This window comes from Halomonas sp. M4R1S46, from assembly GCF_025725685.1.
GTDB lineage: Bacteria > Pseudomonadota > Gammaproteobacteria > Pseudomonadales > Halomonadaceae > Halomonas.
Window position 1 is genome coordinate 2,293,618 of the sequence record NZ_CP107008.1, and the last position, 19,895, is coordinate 2,313,512.

Annotated in this window: 20 protein-coding genes; 5 read left to right on the forward strand and 15 right to left on the reverse strand. The window is 67.8% G+C overall.

What is annotated here, in order from left to right:
• Window positions 1-237: 237 nt before the first annotated feature.
• The gene (locus OCT48_RS10860; protein ID WP_263589177.1) at window positions 238-1,131 is read left to right on the forward strand and encodes an IS481 family transposase; all 894 of its coding nucleotides are present in this window, start codon (window positions 238-240) and stop codon (window positions 1,129-1,131) included.
• A gap of 12 nt (window positions 1,132-1,143) precedes the next feature.
• On the opposite strand, the gene tnpC is transcribed toward OCT48_RS10860, so the two are convergent.
• The 4 genes from tnpC to OCT48_RS10875 form a co-directional block, all read right to left on the reverse strand.
• Complete coding sequence (tnpC, locus tag OCT48_RS10865; protein ID WP_263589178.1) at window positions 1,144-2,679, reverse strand: IS66 family transposase; 1,536 nt, start codon at window positions 2,677-2,679, stop codon at window positions 1,144-1,146.
• 90 nt (window positions 2,680-2,769) lie between these two features.
• Entirely contained in the window at window positions 2,770-3,105 is a 336-nt protein-coding gene (gene tnpB, locus OCT48_RS10870) for an IS66 family insertion sequence element accessory protein TnpB (RefSeq protein ID WP_263589179.1), read from the reverse strand.
• Window positions 3,102-3,470: an IS66-like element accessory protein TnpA gene (tnpA, locus tag OCT48_RS19595; RefSeq protein ID WP_412031006.1), complete on the reverse strand. Its 369-nt coding sequence runs from the start codon at window positions 3,468-3,470 to the stop codon at window positions 3,102-3,104. Before tnpA ends, tnpB begins: the two co-directional genes overlap by 4 nt.
• A 406-nt stretch (window positions 3,471-3,876) precedes the next feature.
• Window positions 3,877-4,917: an IS110 family transposase gene (locus OCT48_RS10875; RefSeq protein WP_263589180.1), complete on the reverse strand. Its 1,041-nt coding sequence runs from the start codon at window positions 4,915-4,917 to the stop codon at window positions 3,877-3,879.
• Window positions 4,918-5,269: 352 nt separating this feature from the next.
• Between OCT48_RS10875 and OCT48_RS10880 the strand changes: the two genes are divergently transcribed.
• A complete protein-coding gene (locus OCT48_RS10880; RefSeq protein WP_263589181.1) occupies window positions 5,270-7,627 on the forward strand; it encodes a heavy metal translocating P-type ATPase in 2,358 nt (785 codons plus the stop codon).
• A 160-nt stretch (window positions 7,628-7,787) separates the two neighbouring features.
• Here the strand turns inward: OCT48_RS10880 and hda are convergent, their stop codons facing one another.
• Both hda and OCT48_RS10890 read right to left on the reverse strand, forming a co-directional pair.
• Window positions 7,788-8,489, reverse strand: a complete 702-nt coding sequence (gene hda, locus OCT48_RS10885) for a DnaA regulatory inactivator Hda (protein WP_263589182.1) — start codon at window positions 8,487-8,489, stop codon at window positions 7,788-7,790.
• Window positions 8,486-9,571, reverse strand: a complete 1,086-nt coding sequence (locus OCT48_RS10890; protein ID WP_263589183.1) for an AI-2E family transporter — start codon at window positions 9,569-9,571, stop codon at window positions 8,486-8,488. Before OCT48_RS10890 ends, hda begins: the two co-directional genes overlap by 4 nt.
• 156 nt (window positions 9,572-9,727) lie before the next feature.
• On the opposite strand from OCT48_RS10890, the gene purM reads away from it, so the two are divergent.
• Complete coding sequence (gene purM / locus OCT48_RS10895; RefSeq protein WP_263589184.1) at window positions 9,728-10,801, forward strand: phosphoribosylformylglycinamidine cyclo-ligase; 1,074 nt, start codon at window positions 9,728-9,730, stop codon at window positions 10,799-10,801.
• Window positions 10,798-11,538, forward strand: a complete 741-nt coding sequence (purN, locus tag OCT48_RS10900; RefSeq protein WP_263589185.1) for a phosphoribosylglycinamide formyltransferase — start codon at window positions 10,798-10,800, stop codon at window positions 11,536-11,538. The genes purM and purN overlap by 4 nt, the downstream gene beginning before the upstream one ends.
• 185 nt (window positions 11,539-11,723) lie before the next feature.
• Here purN and dcd read toward each other — a convergent pair whose 3' ends face one another.
• The 3 genes from dcd to OCT48_RS10915 form a co-directional block, all read right to left on the reverse strand.
• Window positions 11,724-12,290 carry a dCTP deaminase gene (gene dcd, locus OCT48_RS10905; protein ID WP_126486044.1) on the reverse strand — a complete coding sequence of 189 codons (567 nt, stop codon included), beginning with the start codon at window positions 12,288-12,290 and terminating at the stop codon, window positions 11,724-11,726.
• A 90-nt stretch (window positions 12,291-12,380) separates the two neighbouring features.
• Window positions 12,381-13,181, reverse strand: a complete 801-nt coding sequence (gene apbC / locus OCT48_RS10910) for an iron-sulfur cluster carrier protein ApbC (RefSeq protein ID WP_412031044.1) — start codon at window positions 13,179-13,181, stop codon at window positions 12,381-12,383.
• A gap of 159 nt (window positions 13,182-13,340) precedes the next feature.
• A complete protein-coding gene (locus OCT48_RS10915; protein ID WP_263589187.1) occupies window positions 13,341-14,468 on the reverse strand; it encodes a hypothetical protein in 1,128 nt (375 codons plus the stop codon).
• 263 nt (window positions 14,469-14,731) lie between these two features.
• Here OCT48_RS10915 and OCT48_RS10920 point away from each other — a divergent pair, with 263 nt between their 5' ends.
• Window positions 14,732-15,664, forward strand: a complete 933-nt coding sequence (locus tag OCT48_RS10920; protein ID WP_263589188.1) for a YihY/virulence factor BrkB family protein — start codon at window positions 14,732-14,734, stop codon at window positions 15,662-15,664.
• 8 nt (window positions 15,665-15,672) lie between these two features.
• Here the strand turns inward: OCT48_RS10920 and OCT48_RS10925 are convergent, their stop codons facing one another.
• The 6 genes from OCT48_RS10925 to ureE form a co-directional block, all read right to left on the reverse strand.
• Complete coding sequence (locus OCT48_RS10925; RefSeq protein ID WP_263589189.1) at window positions 15,673-15,891, reverse strand: DUF1049 domain-containing protein; 219 nt, start codon at window positions 15,889-15,891, stop codon at window positions 15,673-15,675.
• A 91-nt stretch (window positions 15,892-15,982) separates the two neighbouring features.
• Window positions 15,983-17,407: a phospholipase D family protein gene (locus OCT48_RS10930; RefSeq protein WP_263589190.1), complete on the reverse strand. Its 1,425-nt coding sequence runs from the start codon at window positions 17,405-17,407 to the stop codon at window positions 15,983-15,985.
• Window positions 17,408-17,574: 167 nt separating this feature from the next.
• Window positions 17,575-17,787 carry a hypothetical protein gene (locus OCT48_RS10935; RefSeq protein ID WP_263589191.1) on the reverse strand — a complete coding sequence of 71 codons (213 nt, stop codon included), beginning with the start codon at window positions 17,785-17,787 and terminating at the stop codon, window positions 17,575-17,577.
• A gap of 29 nt (window positions 17,788-17,816) precedes the next feature.
• Window positions 17,817-18,470, reverse strand: a complete 654-nt coding sequence (gene ureG / locus OCT48_RS10940; protein ID WP_263589192.1) for an urease accessory protein UreG — start codon at window positions 18,468-18,470, stop codon at window positions 17,817-17,819.
• Between the two features lie 183 nt (window positions 18,471-18,653).
• Window positions 18,654-19,355, reverse strand: coding sequence for an urease accessory protein UreF (locus OCT48_RS10945; protein ID WP_263592612.1), 702 nt, complete (start codon window positions 19,353-19,355; stop codon window positions 18,654-18,656).
• Complete coding sequence (ureE, locus tag OCT48_RS10950) at window positions 19,345-19,848, reverse strand: urease accessory protein UreE (protein WP_263589193.1); 504 nt, start codon at window positions 19,846-19,848, stop codon at window positions 19,345-19,347. The genes OCT48_RS10945 and ureE overlap by 11 nt, the downstream gene beginning before the upstream one ends.
• Window positions 19,849-19,895: the final 47 nt, after the last annotated feature.

Genomic DNA, 19,895 nt, shown 5'->3' on the forward strand with positions numbered 1-19,895 from the left:
GTACCGTTCCACATTAATACCCCAGGGCTATCGCAGATAGCGGTATCTCTCGGGGCTGATCCGTCGACAAGCCTGCGAGGAGGCGCTGTGAATACCTCCCTGTACGTATATGGAGTCCTCCCCGTTTGCCAGCATGAAGCATGATGGTCGCTAGGTGTGATCTCTCGGTAGGTTGTTCATCCGGAACCTACCCGGACAATTGGAGGTGCGACCCAAACCAACCTCCAGGAGGCCCGGATGAACACCCATAAGAATGCCCGTCTCACACCGCATGGTCGAGCCCTGCTGGTCCGCCGAGTCGTTGACGAAGGGCTCCGGCCAGAGGAGGTCGCCCAGGCGCAAGGTGTCAGTGTGAGGACGGTCTACAAGTGGGTGCGCCGCTACCGGCAAGAGGGTGAGGCCGGGCTGCAGAACCGCTCTTCTCGTCCCCGTCGCTGCCCTCATGCGGTCCCTGCCGAGGTTCGCGAGCAGGTCCTCGAGCGTCGCCAGCAGCGCCAGACCTACCGCCAGATCGCCGAGCGGTTAGGGATCGGACACAGCACGGTCGCACGGCTCCTCGAACGCGAGGGGCTGAATCGTCTCCCGGCCTTGGCACCTGCCCGTCCCGTGAATCGTTACGAGCATGACGCGCCGGGAGATCTACTGCACCTGGACATCAAGAAACTCGGCCGCTTCGAACGCCCAGGGCATCGTGTCACCGGCGATCGCCAGCAGAACACGCGGGGCGCCGGCTGGGAGTATGTTCACATCGCCATCGACGATCACTCGCGGGTCGCTTTCGGCACCCGCTATCCCGATGAAACCGGTTGGAGTGCGTGCTATGCCCTATTGGAGGCCGTGCGCTATTACCGAGGACTGGGAATTCGCTTCACGCGCGTGCTGACCGACAATGGTGGATGCTACAAATCCAAGCCGTTCCGCCGCCTGTGCCGGCGTCTGGGACTGAAGCGCAAACGCACTCGACCCTATACGCCCCGCACCAATGGCAAGGCAGAGCGGTTCATTCAGACCGCGCTGCGGGAATGGGCCTACGCCCGGTCATACATCAGCTCGGAGGAGCGAGGCAGGCATCTGCCTGCCTGGCTTCATCAGTACAACTGTAAGCGTTCGGGCATCACCACCGGCACATGATCAGGCGGGTTTTTACCAGTTCTGCGGCAGGAGTTCGTGGACCTGGCTGGCCTTTTGCGTCGGCAGCCGTTCCAGCACGTCCTTCAGGTAGGCGTAGGGTTCGTGGCCGTTCAGCTTGGCGCACTGAATCAGGCTCATGATGTTGGCGGCACGCTGGCCGCTGCGCAGTGACCCGGCGAATAGCCAGTTGCTGCGTCCCAATGCCCAGGGGCGAATCAGGTTCTCGACCCGGTTGTTGTCGATCGGCAGCCCGCCGTCATCCAGGTAGCGTGTCAGCGCCGCCCAGCGTTTCAGGCTGTAGTCCAGCGCTTTGGCCGTCGCCGAGCCGTTCGGCACTTTCTCCCGGTGAGCCAGCATCCAGCGGTGTAGCGCGTCGGCAATCGGTCTCGCCCCTGTATCGCGTAACTGCTGGCGTTCTTCCGCGGTCAGTGACTGGGCCTCGCGCTCCACCTGGTAGAGCTGGCCGATGAGGTCGATGGCCTGTTCGGCGATCTGGCTCTTGCCGGCCACGTGCAGGTCGATGAACTTGCGTCTTGCATGTGCCATGCAGCCGATCTCGGTGACGCCGTTGGCAAAGCTCTGCTTGTAGCCGCTGTAGTCGTCGCAGATCAGCTTGCCCCGCCACACGCCGAGGAAGTCGCGGGCATGCTGGCCGCCGCGCCCCTCGCTGAAGTCGTAGATCACCGCCTTCAACCCGGCGTAGGGGGTGGTGGCGTAGGCCCAGAGGTAGGCCCGATGGGTCTTCTTCTTGCCCGGGGCCAGCATCGGCACCGGCGTCTCGTCGGCATGCAGCACCGGCTCGCTGAGTAGCAGGTCACGTAAGGCATCGATCAGCGGCTGAAGCCGCACGCCACAGATGCCGACCCACTCGGCCAGGGTCGAGCGCGGAATCGGTACACCGGCTCGCGCAAAGATCTGCTCCTGGCGATAGAGCGGCAGATGATCGGCGTATTTGGCGATCAGCACCTGGGCCAGCAGGCCGGCGGTGGGGATGCCCTTGTCGATGATCTGCGCCGGCATCGGCGCCTGGGTCAGCGTCTCGCAGTGATCGCAGACCCACTTGCCGCGGATGTGGCGCTCGACGTGGAACTCGCCCGGCGTGTAGTCGAGCTTCTCGCTGATCTCCTCGCCGATCCGCCGCAGTTGGCAACCGCAGGCGCAATGGTCGCTCTCCGGATCATGGCGGATCTCGGTGCGAGGTAGTTCGGGAGGCAGCGGTGCACGCTTGGGCGTCTTCTTGGCTGGTGGTGCCATCGGCCTTGCCAGTTCCTCTAGCTCGGCCTCGATGGCAGCGATGTCGGCGTCGACCACCTCGTCCAGCAGACTGATCTGCAGCACGTTGAGGTGTTCGCTGCGCTGGCCGAACTTATGGCGCTTGAGCAGCGCCAGTTCATGGGTCAGTTTCTGATTGACCTGCTCGGTGTGATGCAGTGCCTTCTGACTCTGCTCCAGCGCCTGCCCCTGCTGCTCGACCTGCGTCATCAGCGCTGCCGCCAGTTGGCGGAGCTGATCGGGTGAGAGCTGGGACAGGTCGGGCGGCGTATTCATCCGTCGATTATGCCAGTCCGCTGGCAGCAGCGGGATGCGCGGATCATCGAATGGTCAGGCGCCGCATTCTGTGCCGGCACTTGCCGGATATTACAGCACCGAAATGGCCCCTGCCGGCCCAATGCGCTGCCAGGGCAACCCCTGCACCAGCGCGCTGACCTGCTCGGGAGATAACTCGAGCCGGTCCCCGCGCCAAGTCTCCGCCCAGTGGAACTTGCCCTGGTTCAGGCGCCGGGCACACAGCCAGATGCCCAGACCATCGTGAACCAGCACCTTCATACGGTTGCCGCGCCGGTTGGCGAACAGGTAAGCGCAGTGAGGCCGGGCAGCGCCGAACACCTTCACCACTCGGGCCAGCGCCGTATCGGGGCCGGCGCGCATGTCCAGCGGCTCGGTGGCCAACCAGATCTCATCGATACGGATCATGACAGCAGATCCCGAAGCATCGTCCGACAGCTCTCTGCGGCTGATACGGGCCACTCCACGGTCACTGGCCCCCGAGAGTGCGGGATCGTGAGTCGGATGCACTCAGTCTCCTGATGCTGGGGGGCCGCCGGGGGCAAGGGGCTTGCCATTGGTACCGGGACAAACGGTAGTGAGTCGTCCTCCGGCTTCCGCCGACGAGCATCACGGATCCACTTGTGTACCAGGTTGGCGTTCAAGCTATGTTCCAGGGCAACCCCGGCCACCGAGGCGCCGGGTTGCTGGCACGCTTCGACGATCTTGGCCTTGAACGCGGCGGTGAAGCGGCGACGCTTCCGGGGTGTTGCCAACACGCTTAACTCACTCATGATAGGTGTCCACTTATGAATAGGTGGACACCTACCGTCTCGGAATTCGCGGCTCAGCGGTAGATGGGGTCACCGGACGCTTACGTACAACTGGCATCGGCCACATGCCAGTCTGGATTATCGGCCTCCGGTTAGCCGGCTGAGGCTTTCCGTGAACAACCTGGTGGGTTTACACAGCTAGGTACGACTGCAAACGTATATCCGGTCTCGCTAAGGATGCCTTGATGGCATCGGACCCTGATGGGCTATGCGCACGTCGGCCCCCCGTCGCTACCACGAGCTTGATGGCTCGGCGTACATAAGGGATTTTCCGACATCGGTTCGACCTGTTCGCCATCCTGCAGCATGCTCAGCAATCGTGGTGGAGATGATCCGTATGCTCTAACTCATTAAATAAAAAACGTTTTCATGCCAACGGGCCGGCCGCCAACGAGGCCTCATAGGACGTCTCATGTCGAGTGACGGCCCAGGCAATGCGCGCCGTCTTGTTGGCCAGGGCCACCACCGCCACATTGGCGTGCTTGCGCTCGGCCAGGTGCCTAAGCCAGTGGCTCAGGTCATCCTCCTTACTGCCCACGTGGCGGAGGGCCGACCGGGCCCCGTGCACCAGCAACTTGCGCAGATAGCCGTCGCCGCGCTTGCTGATGCCTAAGAGGCGGTTTTTCCCACCGGTGCTATGTTGATGCGGCGTCAAGCCGAGCGAGGCGGCGAAGTCGCGTCCGCGACGGAAGGCCTGGCCATCGCCCAAGGCGCCGGCCAGGGCACTGGCCGTCAGTGGGCCGACCCCCTGCAGCGCCAGCAGGCGTTTCGCCACGGGATCGGCCTTCGCCTGCCGCTCGATGCCCGCCGTGACCGTGGTGATACGGTCATCCAGGTGACGCAGGTCCTCGGCGAGGCCGGCCAGCAGGACACGAAAGGCATCCGTCAGCCCGTTCTCCGCCTCTTCCAGCCAGCGGGGCAGTGCGGCGCGCAGCTGGCCGATACCGGCCGGGGCTACCAAGCCATACTCCCCCACCAACCCCCGTATCTGGTTGGCCTTGGCCGTGCGCTGCCGAATCAGCTCTTCGCGGATGCGGTGCGCGGCCTGGCTATCCTGCTGCGCAACGCTCTTGATGGCCACAAAGCGCATGTGCGGTCGTGCCATGGCTTCACAGATGGCTTCGGCGTCGACCCGGTCGTTCTTGTGACTCTTCACGTAGGGCTTCACGAACTGGGCTGCGATCAGCTTCACGCGATAGCCGCGCGCCTGCAGCTCTCGAGCCCAGTGGTGAGACGAGGCGCAGGCTTCCATGCCGATCTCGGCTCCGGCGGGGACCCGCTTGACGATCGCATTCAGCCACTTGGCGCGGGAGTACTTTCCGCGCCACTGGACCTGGTCATGGCGATCCACGCCATGCACGTGGAAGACGGACTTTGCGATATCGACGCCGACCCGGGTAATGTTCATGGGGAGTTCTCCTCATCCTCAGGCTGGTAGGTGTGATGCACTCCCCTCACCAGTGTGGCGCTACGACGCCGATGTTGGGTGGGGAGGACTCCATCCCATTGCTACCGACGCCTTCCCTGGCGTAGGACCTCCTCTTCGGCTTGTCCCCGGCGCCCCTCGTCAGACTCAACTGCGATAGCCCTGATTGGTACCCATCGGCGCTTGACCACGTAGCAAGGTACGGCCCCTATCCTTGACGCATGACCTCATTTTCACCGACGGGCGTGCGATGGGTACGGCAGCGACAGCAACGACTGAGGATGGCCTCCCCCCCTGGAGCCTGGAATCCACCGGGGAACCGGAGATCCAGCGGGTGAGGGCCCATATCGGCGGGCTGCACTGCTCGCTGTGCACCGGCACCATCGAGCGCGCCCTGGGACAGAAACCGGGGGTGCGCCGCGTGGCGGTCAGCCTCACCCACGAACAGGCCCTGGTGGAATACGACACGCGCGAGACCAGTGCCGAGACGCTGATGGGCACCCTGCAGGCCATCGGCTACACCCTCAGCGACCCTCGCAAGATCGAACCCTACGCTGACCAGGAGCGCGAGCTGGCTCGCGAGCGCAACCGCTTCCTGGTGGCGCTGGCCGCCAGTCTGGCGGCGGTGGGCCTGATCGTCGATCCCGCGTCGCCCTGGACCCTGGGGCTCTCCACCCTGGTCTACGTCAGCCTGGTGATCTTCGGCTATGCCGTCCTTCGCGGCCAGGGCACCCGAGCCGCCCTGGGCGGTAGCGCGCTGTTGGCCCTGGGCGGTCTGGTCCTGTTCGGGCTGCGCGCCGGAAACCTGCTGGCGGGCCAGGAGGCGATCCTGGTCGCGGGCCTGGCCCTCGCCATGGTGTTCGGCATCGCCCGGCAGATGCTGGTCATGGCCTATCAGGCGCTGCGCCGTGGCATTCTCAACCAACACGTGCTGGTGGAGATCGGTGCCTTCGCGGGCCTGGTCGGCGGCGGCATCGGTCTGGTACTGCGGCCCGACGGCTACCCCACCGCCGCCTTCTTCGCCGTATCGGTCATGGTGCTGAGCTACCACCTCTTCTCCGAGTGGCTTTCGCTGATCGTCAAGACCCGCAGCTCCCAGTCGGTGCGTCGCCTGCTCGACCTGCAGCCAGAGACCGCCCACATCATCGGCGAGGGCGGCGGCGAACGCGACCTGCCGGTGGCGCAGGTGGAAACCGGCATGTGGGTGCGTATCCGCCCCGGCGAGCGTATCCCGGTGGACGGCGAGGTCATCGATGGCGACTCGGCCGTGGATCAGTCCCTGGTCACCGGCGAACCCCTGCCGATCGAGAAGACGGCGGGCGATTCGGTGGTCGGCGGCACCATCAATGGCAACGGCACGCTAGTGGTGCGGGTGACGGCCACCGGCGAGGCGAGCTTCCTGCATCAGGTGGTGCGCAGCCTGGAAGATGCCCGGGCACTCAAGCCGGGTCTGTTGCATCTGGTGGACCGGGTACTGCGGATCTATACCCCCGCGGTACTGATCGTCTCGGCGCTGGCCTTCGGGTTCTGGATGAGTGCGCCGCTGCTCTGGGGGGCCGCGCCCGACCTGGAACGGGCCGTGTTCGCCGCCCTCACCGTGCTGGTGATGGGCTATCCCTGCGCGGTGGGCATCTCCGCGCCGCTCTCCATCGTGCGGGGCGCCGGCGAGGCGGCCGACCAGGGGGTGCTGATGCGCACCGGTGAGTCCTTCCAGGCGCTGCGGCGCGTCACCACCGTGGTGTTCGACAAGACCGGCACGCTCACCGAGGGGCGCCCCGCGGTACGTGACATCACCAGTATCGACGGCGACGACGACACCCTGCTGTCGCTTGCCGCCGCGGTCGAGTCCGCCTCGGAACATCCCCTGGGCCGTGCCGTGGTCGAAGCGGCCCTGGCACGGGACCTGGCGATCCCCGACGTGACCGAGTTCCAGGGGCACTCCGGCCGAGGCGTCATCGCCCGGGTGGACGACGAACCGGTATGGGTCGGCAGCCCGACCTTTCTCGTCGAGCAAGGCATCGACCTGGCACCGGTGAGTGATGGCATCGAAAGCGCCGAGCAGCAGGGCCAGACGGTCATCGTCATCGCCCGTGGCGAACGGCTGCTGGGGGCCATCGCCCTGGGCGACGGCCTGCGGGCCGATGCCGCGGAGACCGTGCAACGGCTCCACGCCCTGGGCATCGACACCGCGCTGATGACCGGCGACAACGCGCGCACCGCCCGGCATATCGCCGAACTGGTGGGCATCGACACCGTCCACGCCGGCGTGCTACCGGAACAGAAGGCCGACTTGCTGCGGAAGATGCAGCGCGGGGGGCGGGTCGCCATGGTCGGCGACGGCATCAACGACGCCCCCGCGCTGATGCAGGCGGAAGTGGGCATCGCCATGGGCAGCGGCACCGACATCGCCATCGACGCCGCCGACATCATCATCCTCAACGCACAGGTGAGCAGCGTGGTGACCGCCTGGCGGATCAGCCAGTGGGGATATCGCAAGATGCTGCAGAACGTCTCGCTGGCCTTCCTGTTCAACGGCATCGGCATCCCGCTGGCCTCCACCGGCCTGATCTATCCCGTATGGGCCATGGTGGCCATGGCCGCCAGCGTGACCACCATCTTCGTCAATTCCTTGTGGCAACGGCCATCGCTGCTGTTCGACGCCGTGGCCAGCGTCCGCTCGAATGCCCCGTGAAGCCATGCCCCCGCTACCCGCCCAGGAGCCCTTCCAGCGTAAGGCCTCCTGGTGCTCGCCTCGAACCCCAATCGCCTCCTTGGCGACGAGGACGAAGCAGGACATCCTCTACTCTTACCGATTCGACACCCGCACCCCCTGCCAGGCGGGCGGGTGGTGACTACCAGCCCAGCGCCTGCTTGACGAACGGAATGGTCAGCTTGCGCTGGGCCGACAGCGAGGCCCGATCGAGGGTCTCGAGGGCCTCGAACAATGCCTCCAGCCGCCGCGGCCCGCGGTGCAGGATATAGCGCGCCACCTCGTCGGGGAGCTGCATGCCACGCACCCGGGCGCGCAGCTGCAGCGCCTCCAGCCGCCCGCCATCATCGAGCCCCGAGACATGGAAGGTCATCCCCCAGGTCAGCCGCGAGGCCAGGTCCGGCAAGGCGACGCCCAGCTGCCGGGGTGGCGCGGAGGCGGCGATCACCAGGCGCCGCCCCTCGTCACGCAGGCGGTTGAAGGCATGGAACAGGGCCTCTTCCCAGCGCCTGCGGCCCACCACCCGGTCGAGGTCGTCGATGGCCACCAGGTCCAGGCGCTCGACTTCCTCGAGCATCAGCGGCGGAAAGTGGCCGAGCTCCTCCAGCGGCAGGTAGAGCGCACGGCGGTCGCGGTCGGAGGCCGCATGGCAGGCCGCCTGGAGCAGGTGGCTGCGCCCCACGCCGTCGCCCCCCCAGAGATACAGGAAGGGCTCGCCGTCGTCGTCCAGTTGGTGCTGCAGGCGATCGACCAGGGTCGCACTGGGCCCGGGGTGGAAGTTGGCGAAGGTGGCATCGTCGCGCAGCCCCACGCCCAGCGGCAGCTGTGCGGGTGCACGGCTCATGGCGACTCCTCGTCCTGGGGCTCCTGGGATCGGTAGCCCGCGTCATACAGTGTGCTGTTTTTATAATGCTCGTGGAGATAACGCAACACCACCATCACCACGGCGGCCACCGGCAATGCCAGCAGCACGCCGGTGAAGCCGAACAGCTGGCCACCGGCCAGCACGGCGAAGATCACCGCGACGGGGTGCAGCCCGATCTTGTCGCCCAGCAACTTGGGTTGCAGCAGGGTGCTCTCGACGAGCTGCCCGAAGCCGAAGATTCCCGCCACCCCGAGCAGCATCAGGGGATCGCCGAACTGGAAGAACGCCACCAGGCCGGCTACCGAGATGCCCACGATCACCCCCAGGTAGGGGACGATGCTGGCCAGTCCGGAGAGCAGGCCGATCAGCAGGCCGAACTTCACCCCCAGCAGGGTCAGGCCGATGGCATAGATCACGCCCAGGCACAGCATCACGATCAACTGGCCGCGCAGGAAGGACGACAGCACCTCGTCACACTCGCTTGCCAGGCGCACCGCGGCGGGCTCCCAACTGCGTGGCAGGGAGCCGCGCAGCTTGGCCACCAGGTCATCCCAGTCGAGCAGCAGGTAGAAGGTCACCACCGGGATCAGCGCCAGGTTGCCCACCCAGGCGGCCAGCGCCAGGCCCGACTTGGACACCTGGGCCAGCAGGGTGGCGGCGAAGGTGCCGGTCTCCCGCCAGTTCTCCAGCAGGGCCTGGCGCATTTGATCGAAGTCGGTGGAGAGGTCGATGCCGGTCAGCGCCTGGAGCCTGGGCAGCACGCTGCCCTGCATCCAGCTCAGGGCCACCGGCATCAGCTCGACCAGCTGGCCGATCTGGCGGCCCAGCAGCGGGATCACCAGCAGCAGGGTCAGCACGATGGCCAGCGTCAGCAGCAGGAAGACCACCACCACCGAGAGCCGGCGTGACAGTCCGTGTGCCTCCAGCCGGTCGGCCAGCGGGTCGCCCAGATAGGCCAGTATCATGCTGACGAAGAACGGCATCAGCACCGGCTCGATGCTGATGAAGAACCACAACCCCAGGGCCGCGAGCGCGGCCACTATCCACCCCTGTCTGCGCATCGCGCTCTCCCTGTGTGATGCCTGGCACGGCGGTGCGAGCCGCGCGTCGTGATGCTACAATTCCTGCCCACTCTTGCCCACCGTGGCGCCCCAGCGCGCGGGCCCGCCACGGTGTCGGGACGACTCTTCGACAGCAATGTTCATACAGGACAGGTCATGACCGATTCCACCAATCGCCCGAGCGGGGCCTCCCTCAGCTACAAGGATGCCGGCGTCGACATCGATGCCGGCAATGCCCTGGTCGACCGCATCAAGGGCGTCGCCCGCCGCACCACCCGCCCCGAGGTGATGGGCGGCCTGGGCGGCTTCGGCGCCCTGTGCCAGCTGCCCAGCGGCTATCGCGAGCCGGTGCTGGTGACCGGCACCGACGGCGTGGGCACCAAGCTGCGCCTGGCGATGGATCTCGGCCGTCACGACACCATCGGCATCGACCTGGTGGCCATGTGCGTCAACGACCTGGTGGTCGCCGGCGCCGAGCCGCTGCTGTTCCTCGACTACTATGCCACGGGCAAGCTGGATGTGGACATCGCCGCCGACGTGGTGACCGGCATCGGGGAAGGCTGCGAGCAGGCCGGCTGCGCCCTGGTCGGCGGCGAGACCGCCGAGATGCCCGGCATGTACGAGGGCAGCGACTACGACCTGGCCGGCTTCTGCGTCGGCGTCGTCGAGAAGGACGAGATCCTCGACGGCCGGCGGGTCGCCGAGGGCGACGTGCTGCTGGGCATGGCCTCCTCCGGCCCCCACTCCAACGGCTACTCGCTGATCCGCAAGATCCTCGAGGTCTCGGGCGCCTCCCTGGACACCGCCATCGACGGCCGGCCCCTCGGCGAGGCGCTGCTGGCGCCGACCCGCATCTACGTCAAGCCACTGCTGTCGCTGCTCAAGGAGACCGACGTGCCGGTGCATGCGCTCTCGCACATCACCGGCGGCGGGCTGCTCGAGAACCTGCCGCGCGTGCTCCCGGAGGGGACGGCCGCGCGCATCGACGTGGCCAGTTGGACCCGCCCGGCCGTCTTCGACTGGCTGCAGGAAAAAGGCAACGTCGACGAGCACGAGATGCACCGGGTGCTCAACTGCGGCATCGGCATGGTGCTGGTGGTGCCGGCGGACAAGGCCGACCAGGCCCGCGCCCACCTGCAGGGCCTTGGCGAGAGGGTCCATCGCATCGGCGAGATCGTTGCCTGCGGCGAGGACGAGGACGCGGTCCGGCTGGAGAACCTCAAGGCATGAGCGAGTCCGGTTACCAGAGCGACACCCTGCAGGACTTCACCCCCGAGCCCGCCGAGGCCCGGCGGGTGGTGGTGCTGATCTCCGGCAACGGCAGCAACCTCCAGGCGCTGATCGACGAACAGAGCCACGACCGCCTGGGCGGCGAGATCGTCGCGGTGATCTCCAACCAGCCCGACGCCTATGGCCTCAAGCGGGCCCGGGACGCCGGCATCGACGCCGTCGCCCTGCCCCACCGCGAGTACGAGAGCCGCGAGGCCTACGACGGCGCCCTGATCAAGGTCATCGAGCGCCACGAGCCCGACCTGGTGGTGCTGGCCGGCTTCATGCGCATCCTCACCCCGCGTTTCGTGCAGCGCTTCCTGGGGCGGTTGATCAATATCCACCCCTCGCTGCTGCCGGCCTATCAGGGCCTGAACACCCACGCCCGAGCGCTCGCCGACGGCGCCGCCGAGCACGGCTGCAGCGTGCACTTCGTCACCGAGGAGCTCGACGGCGGCCCGGTGCTGCTGCAGGCGGCGGTCGAGGTGGCCGAGGGCGAGACCGAGGAAAGCCTCAAGGAGAAGGTCCACGCCCGGGAGCACCTGATCTACCCGATCGCCGTGAAATGGTGCCTGGAAGGCCGCCTGCGGTTCGGCGACGACGGCGCCCGCTTCGACGGCATGCCGCTGCCCGCCCAGGGGCTACGCATGTCCCACGCCGACGCCGCGGAGGAACTCGACGAGGATCGGGAGCTGTAAGCTGGAAGAGCCGGGCTTCGCCCGGAGCTGGAAGCTGGAAGCTGGAAGCTGGAAGCTGGAAGCTGGAAGCTGGAAGCTGGAAGGCAGCTTGTCGCCTCCAGAGCCTGGGTCGAGGGTTATCTTCGAGCTTCCAGGCGCGCAGCGCCGCTCTTCCAGCTTCAAGCTTCTGAGCCGGCTCCGCCGGCTCAGGTACGCGGCAACGTGACGCCCCGCTGACCCATGTACTTGCCGCCACGGTCCTTGTAGGAGGTCGCGCAGACCTCGTCGGACTCGAGGAACAGCATCTGGGCCACGCCCTCGTTGGCATAGATCTTGGCCGGCAGGTTGGTGGTGTTGGAGAACTCCAGGGTCACGTGCCCTTCCCACTCCGGCTCCAGGGGCGTGACGTTGACGATGATCCCGCAGCGGGCATAGGTGGACTTGCCGAGGCAGATGGTCAGCACGCTGCGCGGGATGCGGAAGTACTCCACGGTGCGCGCCAGGGCGAAGGAGTTGGGCGGGATCACGCAGACATCGCCCTTGATGTCGACGAAGCTCTTGTCGTCGAAGCCCTTGGGGTCGACCACCGCCGAGTGGATGTTGGTGAAGACCTTGAACTCGTCGGCGCAGCGCACATCGTAGCCGTAGCTGGACGTCCCGTAGGAGATCACCCGCCGATCGTTCACATAGCGCACCTGGTCGGCCTCGAAGGGCTCGATCATGCCTTCCCGCTCGGCCATGCGGCGGATCCAGTGGTCGGATTTGATGCTCATGGGTCGTCCTGCTGGGTGGAATCGAAACGAAAGGGGCCGCCATGATAGCGGCCCCACGGTCGGGCGTCACTGTTCGCGCCGCGCGCCGCCTCAGTCGCTGAAGGAGATCTCCGGCCCCTCGGACGACGCATCCGCCAGCTGGTCGGCCACCTGGCGTGCCATGTCGCGGAAGGTCGCGGTCACCTCGCCCTCCGGCTCGGCCACCACAGTGGGCCGACCGCCGTCGGCCTGCTCGCGGATCGACAGCGCCAGCGGCAGGCGACCCAGCACCCGGGTGTCGTATTCGCCGGCGATGCGCTCGCCGCCGCCCTCGCCGAAGATCGGCTCGCTGTGGCCGCAATTGGAGCAGACGTGCAGGCTCATGTTCTCGACCACGCCGAGCACCGGCACGTTGACCTTGCGGAACATCTCGATGCCCTTGCGGGCATCCAGCAGGGCGATGTCCTGGGGGGTGGTGACGATCACGGCACCATCCACCGGCACCTTCTGGGCCAGGGTCAGCTGGATGTCCCCGGTGCCCGGCGGCATGTCGATGAACAGCACGTCCAGGTCGTCCCAGGCGGTCTGGGTCAGCAGCTGCTGGAAGGCGCCGGCCACCATCGGGCCACGCCACACCATCGGCTCGCGGATATCCACCATGAAGGCCATGGACATGGCCTGGATGCCATGGGCCTGGAGCGGCTTCATGCGATTCTCGCCGGCGGCCTCCGGCCGCACGCCCTCACCGACGCCCAGCATCTGGGCCTGGCTGGGCCCGTAGATATCGGCATCGAGAACCCCCACGCGATAGCCCTCGGCGGCCATGGCCAGCGCCAGATTGGCAGTGACGGTGGACTTGCCCACCCCGCCCTTGCCGGACGCCACGGCGACGATGTGCTTGACCCCTTCGATCACGACTCGCTCCTTCTGCAGTTGGCGGTGCCGCCCAGGCGGCAACTGGCGCCAGTATACCCGTCCCGGCGCGCCCCGATGCAATGCCGCCCCCCTGCCTGGTAACGACAGGGGGCGCACCGCGGCGCGCCCCCTGGGCCTGAACGGCGCGCGGATGGATCAGGAGTTCGAGGACTCCATGGACGCCGCCTCGGCGTCATCCGCCGACGCCTCCTCGCCGCCGACATCCTGATCGACTTCATCGGCCGTCGTGGTCTGTGACGAGGTGTCCGCGGAGTCATCGGTGGCGCTGGCGGCTTCCGGATCGCTTGAAGTGGGGGCCTGGTCGTTGGCCTCGCTGGAAGCCCCCTCCTCCGGGGCGTCAGTGGCGCTGGAAGAGGTGGCCTGCGGTTCGCTGTCAGAGGACGCTTGGTCGTTGCCGGCGGAGGCATCGCTGGTCTCGGCGGCAGCCGTTCCGGAGGCCGCGGCGCTCTCGGCGACACGGGCGTCCAGCTCGGCCAGCTGCTCGCGCCAGGCGTCGAGCTCGGCGTTCAGCTGCTCGAGCTGGCGGCGGCGCGCCTCGATCTGGGACTCGAGCTCGGCGAGCTCATCACGGCCGATCTGGATCGCCACCTTGAGGTTCTCGAACTCGTTGCGCGTCTCGTCGCGCTGGGTCTGCAGGGTCTGCTGCTCCTGGTTGAGCGTCTCCAGGGAGGCCTCGAGCTCACCGATCTGTTCCTCCAGGGCGGTGATCTCCTGGGTCATCGCCTCACGCTGGTCGGCGGCCTGCTGGCGAGCCTGTTCGGCCTGCTCGCGGGCGGCTTCGGCCTCGTCGCGGGCCGCCTCGGCCTCGTCACGGGCCTGCTTGGCATCCTCGGCCTGCTGCTGGACATCGGCCAGGGCAGTCTCGGCCTCGGCCAGCCGGCTCTCGGCACCCTCGGCGTCGGCCTGCAGGGTCTCGACCCGGGCACGCACCTCCTCGAGCTGGTTCTGGGCACTGCTCAGCTCGGCCGTCCTGCCCTCGAGTTCGGCCTGGGCATCCTGTCGGCGGGTCTCAAGCTCCTCGATCGTCGTCTGGAGGCTGTCGACATCGGTCTCGGCCTCGTCCAGCCGGGCGAGCCGCCCGGAGAGCGACTCGTTCTCCGCCAACGCCGCCTCCAGTCGCGCCTGCAGCGACTGGCGCGCCTCGTTGCTGGAACTCACGCTGGACTGGGCCACCAGGGCCCAGACGATGGCAACCACCGCCACGGCCGCCAGGCCTCTGACGCGATTGTCCTTGAAGAGCTGTCCCATCGAGCTATCGGCCATCGGGCATTCTCCCTTGATCATTGGCTGGGGCCAGCGACACCCTGGGCAGGCGCCCCGGCAACCATTTCAGCATACACCCCGAAGCGCCGACGGGTCTCGGCGATTGCCTCGTCCGATAGGGCAACACGCGGTAGGGGCACACCGCCATGCCCGGCGGCAACGCACGCCCCGAAGCCTGTCGCTGGTCGGGGTGCCGCGGCGAGGATTGACGCAGAAGGCGGCACTCGGCATATCATGCCGAAAGCCACCCGACCGGATTGCCCATGACCGCACCGCCGGACCGCGCCCCCGACCGCCACCGCATGTTCACCCTGCTGCCGCGGGTGCTGCATTTCGCCTGGCGGGTCCTCGCCGCCTTCCTGCGCAATCGGGGGATCCTGCTGGCCGGCGGCGTCGGCTACAACATCCTGCTCTCCATCGTGCCGCTGTTCGCGCTGCTGGTGGTACTGCTCGCCCAGGTGGTGGACGAGCAGCACCTGCTCGGCGTGCTGGCCATCCAGGCCCGGCACCTGGCACCGGCCCACGCCGAGGTGCTGCTGGATGCCGTGCGCACCCTGCTCGACTCCCGCGATGCCATCGGCATCCTCGGCATCCCCGTGCTGCTGGTGTTCAGCTCCTTCGTCTTTCGCATGCTCGAGGATGCCCTGGCGATCATCTTCCACGCCCCGGACACCCATACGCGTCGCTCGATCTGGGTCTCGGTGCTGATGCCCTATGCCTTCATGCTGGTGCTGGGCGCCGGCCTGCTGGGCCTGACCCTGCTGGTGAGCCTGGCCAGCGCGGTCAATGCGCTATGGATGGCGGTGCTGGGCCGCGAACTGCCCCTGGCGGGACTCTCCGGCACCGCCCTCAACCTGACCAGCTTCGCCGGTGTCTTCCTGCTCTTCAGCGCCATCTACAAGGTCCTGCCGGTGGTACGCATCGCCGTGCGACGCGCCGTCGTCGGGGGCTTCGTCGCCGCCCTGCTGTGGGAGGGAGTCCGGCTGCTGCTGGTGTTCTACTTCGAGAACCTGTCCTTCGTGAATGTCGTCTATGGCTCGCTCGCGACCCTGATCGTGGTGCTGCTGTCCCTGGAGGTGGGTGCCGTCATTCTCCTGCTCGGTGCCCAGGTCATCGCCGAACTCGAACGCAATGCCCGGCTCGGCGTGCCCTGGTACCTGGATCCCCGGCATCAGGCTGTCACCCATGTCGACTGAGCCACCGCTCAGCGCGGGTCACGGCGACCGCCCAGCCGTCGGATCAGACCTAACAGGCTGCGCCCGCTGACCATTCCCAGCAAGTAGAGGGCGACGATCAGCAAGGGCATCGGCAGGGTGACACTCCAGGTCAACAGCCGAATCTCCACCAGCGAGAAGTTCTGAATGACGAGAATCCCCACCAGCGCCATCAGCACCAGCTTCACTCCCAGCCAGAATCGCTCCATAACATGCCTCCATCGCTGCGTCAGGCGTTCGGCACACGCCCGAGAGTCGGTTGCCCGCGGCCCAGCTCGCGCCGGTGTCGTGGCCTGGCGGTCAGAACGTCGAGAGCCCGGTGGCCTCCATGACCCGATAGCGCCACCAGGTCGACGCGCTGACCGCGTCCTGCTTCCCGTAGGGATGGCTGGTCAGCCGCTCCGGCGTGGACTGCCAGCGACGGGTGAAGAAGGCCGCCGCCTCGGCCAGCGACGGGTGCTGTGGCGGGCCGGTGAGCCGCACGCTGGTCTCGAGGTTCAGGTCATCCAGGTTGCGTCGGGTGAAGTTGGCCGAACCGAGGATCAGTTCCGCCTCTCCGCCGTCCGCCGGATGGCGAAACAGCAGCTTGCTGTGACACTGCTCCCCGCGGGTGGCGCACCAGCGCACCGCGATGCCGGCCGTCACCAGCTCATCGGCCACCGGCCGATTGGGGATGCCCCCCTTGTCGATGCCGAAGGCCTCCCGGTTGGGGTCGAGGAGCACGCGGACCTCGACGCCACGCCGTCGTGCGGCGATCAGCGCCTCGATGAGGTCGCGATGAGCCAGGTAGAAGACCGCGATATCCAGCCGGTCTCCTTCCCGGGTGCGCTCGACGGCGGTCAGCAGGGCATCGAGGATGGCCCCCTCGGTGAGCAGCTGCAGGCGCAGGCCCGGGACGTCGTCATCGGCCGCCGGAGGCATCGGCCCCGGCACCTCGACGCCCGACCAGGCCGCCACCGCACGCTCCGAGCCCAGCAGGTCCAGCGCCGCGGCGCCCTCGAAGCGCAGCGCCACGTTGACGTGCAGGCTGCTGGCATCATGGGGGTTCGCCGAGGTCACGAGCCCGGCCCAGCCCTCGCCGTGATCCACCACCAGGGTCTTGCGATGGTTGGCATTGAAGTTGGCCAGGGCCAGGTAGCTGCGCAGGGTCACGCGCCCCGGGCCCAGGATGTTGGGCAGCCAGCCACCCTGGACGCTGTTACCGAGCCAGCGCGGCCCGAGATGCCAGAGCCCGGACCAGATCGGGTTGGAAGCGCGCAGGCGCGTCAGGTCGGTCATGACCACCGAGACGCCGGCCTCGCGCAGGCGTTGCAGGTGAGCGAGCTCGAGACCGCCATAGACGGTATTCAGCGGGTCGGTGATAAGCACCGCCCGGAGGTCGGGATGCCGCTCCCGCTGTCGCACCAGCGCCCGGGTGAGCTGTGCCGAGAGGGGGCGGAACTCGTGGCCACGGGCCTCGCCGGCGAAGTCGTTGAACAGGAACATGTCGACCACCACCAGGCGTTGCGCCTGGCCGATCAGGCCGAGCACCTCGTCGAAGATGACCCGGCGATGCTGTCGGTCTCCCTCGGCGTCGTACCAGGTCTCGTCGGCGAGGAACCGCACCGCGTCGACGCCGCGCACCGGATAGGCCTCGCCGATGCCCTCGGGCAGCGGCTTGTAGCGCTGCCACAGGCCCATGGCCAACCACGCGAGCAGCCCGATGGCCAGTATCCACGCTCCCATGGGCATCCTCCCCCCGCGCGATCCGCGTCGCCTGTGCATCCCTGACTCTCCTTGCCGGCCCGGCCGGCCATCCTGGACGCCGGCCGACGACGATCATCAGCAGCATAACGCGCCCGCCGCCGGCGTGCAGGCGGCGAGGCGCAGGGGGAGCGCATGCCGGCGTCGTGTCAGGGCTGGGGGCGCGCCCGGCGACGCCGCAACAGGGCCCGCCCCAGCAGGCTGACGGCGACGGTCGCGAGGGTGGCGACGCCCAGCAGGACCAGGGGCGAAGGCTCGGCGGCATGCTGGTGCAGCGACGGGGCACCATGTCCGGGATGGCCGAGGACGGGGGGGCTCGCCAGCAGGCCAGCGAGCACGGCGGAGGTGGCAAGACGAAGCATCGGAGAGTCTCCTTGAGGGGGAACGAGGGTCAGGCGGATAGGTCGTCCGCCGTGGTCCGGCCCTGGGGCGGCCGGCGCTCGGGCAGCATGCCGCGATCGAGGATGAAGGCGATGATCTCCTCCACCCCGATGCCGTCATGCAGGTTGGCGAAGACGAACGGGCGCTCGCCGCGCATGCGTCGCGAGTCGCGCTCCATCACCGCCAGGGAGGCGTGCACCTGCTCGGCGATATCGATCTTGTTGATGATCAGCAGGTCCGACTTGGTGATCCCGGGACCGCCCTTGCGGGGAATCTTGTCGCCGGCGGAGACATCGATGACGTAGAGCGTCAGGTCGGAGAGCTCGGGACTGAAGGTTGCCGAGAGGTTGTCGCCCCCGGACTCCACCAGCACCAGCTCGAGCCCCGGATGGCGGGCCTGGAGGTCGTCGATGGCGGCGAGGTTCATGGAAGCATCCTCGCGGATGGCGGTATGCGGGCAGCCGCCGGTCTCCACCCCGAGGATGCGGTCCTCGGGCAGGGCCTCGTGACGGGTCAGGAAGTCGGCATCCTCCCGGGTATAGATATCATTGGTGACCACCGCGATGTCGTAGTGGTCGCGCAGTGCCAGGCACAGCTGCTTGAGCAGCGCGGTCTTGCCGGAGCCGACCGGGCCGCCGACGCCTACGCGTAAACAATGGGTCATCTCGATCTCTCCTCATGCATGCTTCTATCGTTTGCCTTCCCGGCACGGGCGACCCACTGGCCTCACCACACCACGCGGCCGAAACCCTGGCCCTCCGGCCGGCCTCTCGCGGTCGCAGAGCCAGCGGCCGCGCGAGGTGGATTCGCCAGTGATCGCCCTGCCGTCCTGTCTTGGCGCTGGGCGCTAACTTCTGAACAGGCGTGAATACTGGGTCTCGTGCTGGGCACTGGCCAGCGCCAGCCCCGGCAGCACCGGGCCGAGCGCCTCGTCATCCCGCGACAGGGCCGCGTCCACGGCCGCCACCAGGGACGGCCGCAGGCGCTCGACCAGGCGCTGGGCCGCGGTGTGACCGAGCGGCAGCGCCTTGCAGGCCACCGCGAGCTGGTTCTCCAGCCAGGCCCAGGCGAACCCCAGCAGCGCCTGACGGGGGACGATACCGCGGGCATGGGCCAGCCAGGCGAAGACGGTGACGTAACCGGCCGGCTGGGGCAGCGGCGTCTCGCCGGGCAGGAGCTCGAGACTCGCCAGCAGGCGGACCAGGGCGGCGCCGAGGCGGCCGTCCTCGGCGGCCAGCTCGGAGGTCTCGCGATTGGCGGCGAGCCAGTCGTTCCAGCGGGTCACCGTCGCCCCGTCCCGGTCCGCCCAGGCCGACATGAGCCGGGCCAGCACCGGCAGCTCGCAGCGCGCCAGGCCATCGTCGAGCACGCCCTCCAGCCAGCGGGCGAGGCTCGCCTCGTCCGCCACCCAGCCCAGCTCGAAGGCACTCTCCAGCCCCTGGGACCAGGCGAAGGCGCCGATCGGCAGCGCCGGGCTGACCAGCTGCAGCAGGCCCAGCAGCGCCAGGTCATCGCCTTCGGTCGTGGCCCCCCGCCACTCAGTGGGCATGGCCGTGCGCCTGACCGTGGTGGTGATGGTGGTGACCATGTCCTTCCCCGGCGTGGGCATAGGCCCCCGGCTCGGGATCGAAGGGCGCCTCGTGACGCTCGAGCCGGGCCCCCAGGCGCTCGGCCAGGGCCTCCAGCACATGGTCCGGCGGGAAACGCACCCAACCGGTACCGGCATCGCCGCCGCCCAGGGCCAACTGCACATGGCGGTTACCCAGGTGATAGCACAGCCGCGCCAGCGCGAGGCCGGCCTCGATGCGGGCCGTGATCACCGGCTCCACGGCGGCACGCACCCTGAGTGTCTCGCCGCCCTCGGCCCGCAGCCCCTCGCCGTCGCGCAACACCGGGCCGCGATCGAGGAAGACGCCGACCTCGCGTCCCGCGTCGCTGGTCGCCTTGAAGCGCCCGCGAGTGCGCAGCTCGAAGGGCAGGGTCAGGCTGTCGGCGGCCGGGTCGGCGGTGATCGGCCCCAGGCGTTCGGTCAGTTTCAGCATGTCTCTATGTCCTCGAAATCTGGGTGGGGCGGTGAAGAGTCTGGGGT

Coding starts and splice junctions, on each gene's coding strand:
- hda (WP_263589182.1), bottom strand. CDS start 8,489: ATGAGCCGTGCACCCGCACAGCTGCCGCTGGGCGTGGGGCTGCGCGAC.
- dcd (WP_126486044.1), bottom strand. CDS start 12,290: ATGAGCATCAAATCCGACCACTGGATCCGCCGCATGGCCGAGCGGGAA.
- OCT48_RS10875 (WP_263589180.1), bottom strand. CDS start 4,917: ATGAACATTACCCGGGTCGGCGTCGATATCGCAAAGTCCGTCTTCCAC.
- OCT48_RS10945 (WP_263592612.1), bottom strand. CDS start 19,355: ATGCCCACTGAGTGGCGGGGGGCCACGACCGAAGGCGATGACCTGGCG.
- OCT48_RS10930 (WP_263589190.1), bottom strand. CDS start 17,407: ATGGGAGCGTGGATACTGGCCATCGGGCTGCTCGCGTGGTTGGCCATG.
- tnpA (WP_412031006.1), bottom strand. CDS start 3,470: ATGAGTGAGTTAAGCGTGTTGGCAACACCCCGGAAGCGTCGCCGCTTC.
- OCT48_RS10890 (WP_263589183.1), bottom strand. CDS start 9,571: ATGCGCAGACAGGGGTGGATAGTGGCCGCGCTCGCGGCCCTGGGGTTG.
- OCT48_RS10920 (WP_263589188.1), top strand. CDS start 14,732: ATGACCGCACCGCCGGACCGCGCCCCCGACCGCCACCGCATGTTCACC.
- purM (WP_263589184.1), top strand. CDS start 9,728: ATGACCGATTCCACCAATCGCCCGAGCGGGGCCTCCCTCAGCTACAAG.
- OCT48_RS10860 (WP_263589177.1), top strand. CDS start 238: ATGAACACCCATAAGAATGCCCGTCTCACACCGCATGGTCGAGCCCTG.
- ureE (WP_263589193.1), bottom strand. CDS start 19,848: ATGCTGAAACTGACCGAACGCCTGGGGCCGATCACCGCCGACCCGGCC.
- OCT48_RS10925 (WP_263589189.1), bottom strand. CDS start 15,891: ATGGAGCGATTCTGGCTGGGAGTGAAGCTGGTGCTGATGGCGCTGGTG.
- tnpC (WP_263589178.1), bottom strand. CDS start 2,679: ATGAATACGCCGCCCGACCTGTCCCAGCTCTCACCCGATCAGCTCCGC.
- OCT48_RS10915 (WP_263589187.1), bottom strand. CDS start 14,468: ATGGCCGATAGCTCGATGGGACAGCTCTTCAAGGACAATCGCGTCAGA.
- purN (WP_263589185.1), top strand. CDS start 10,798: ATGAGCGAGTCCGGTTACCAGAGCGACACCCTGCAGGACTTCACCCCC.
- tnpB (WP_263589179.1), bottom strand. CDS start 3,105: ATGATCCGTATCGATGAGATCTGGTTGGCCACCGAGCCGCTGGACATG.
- OCT48_RS10935 (WP_263589191.1), bottom strand. CDS start 17,787: ATGCTTCGTCTTGCCACCTCCGCCGTGCTCGCTGGCCTGCTGGCGAGC.
- ureG (WP_263589192.1), bottom strand. CDS start 18,470: ATGACCCATTGTTTACGCGTAGGCGTCGGCGGCCCGGTCGGCTCCGGC.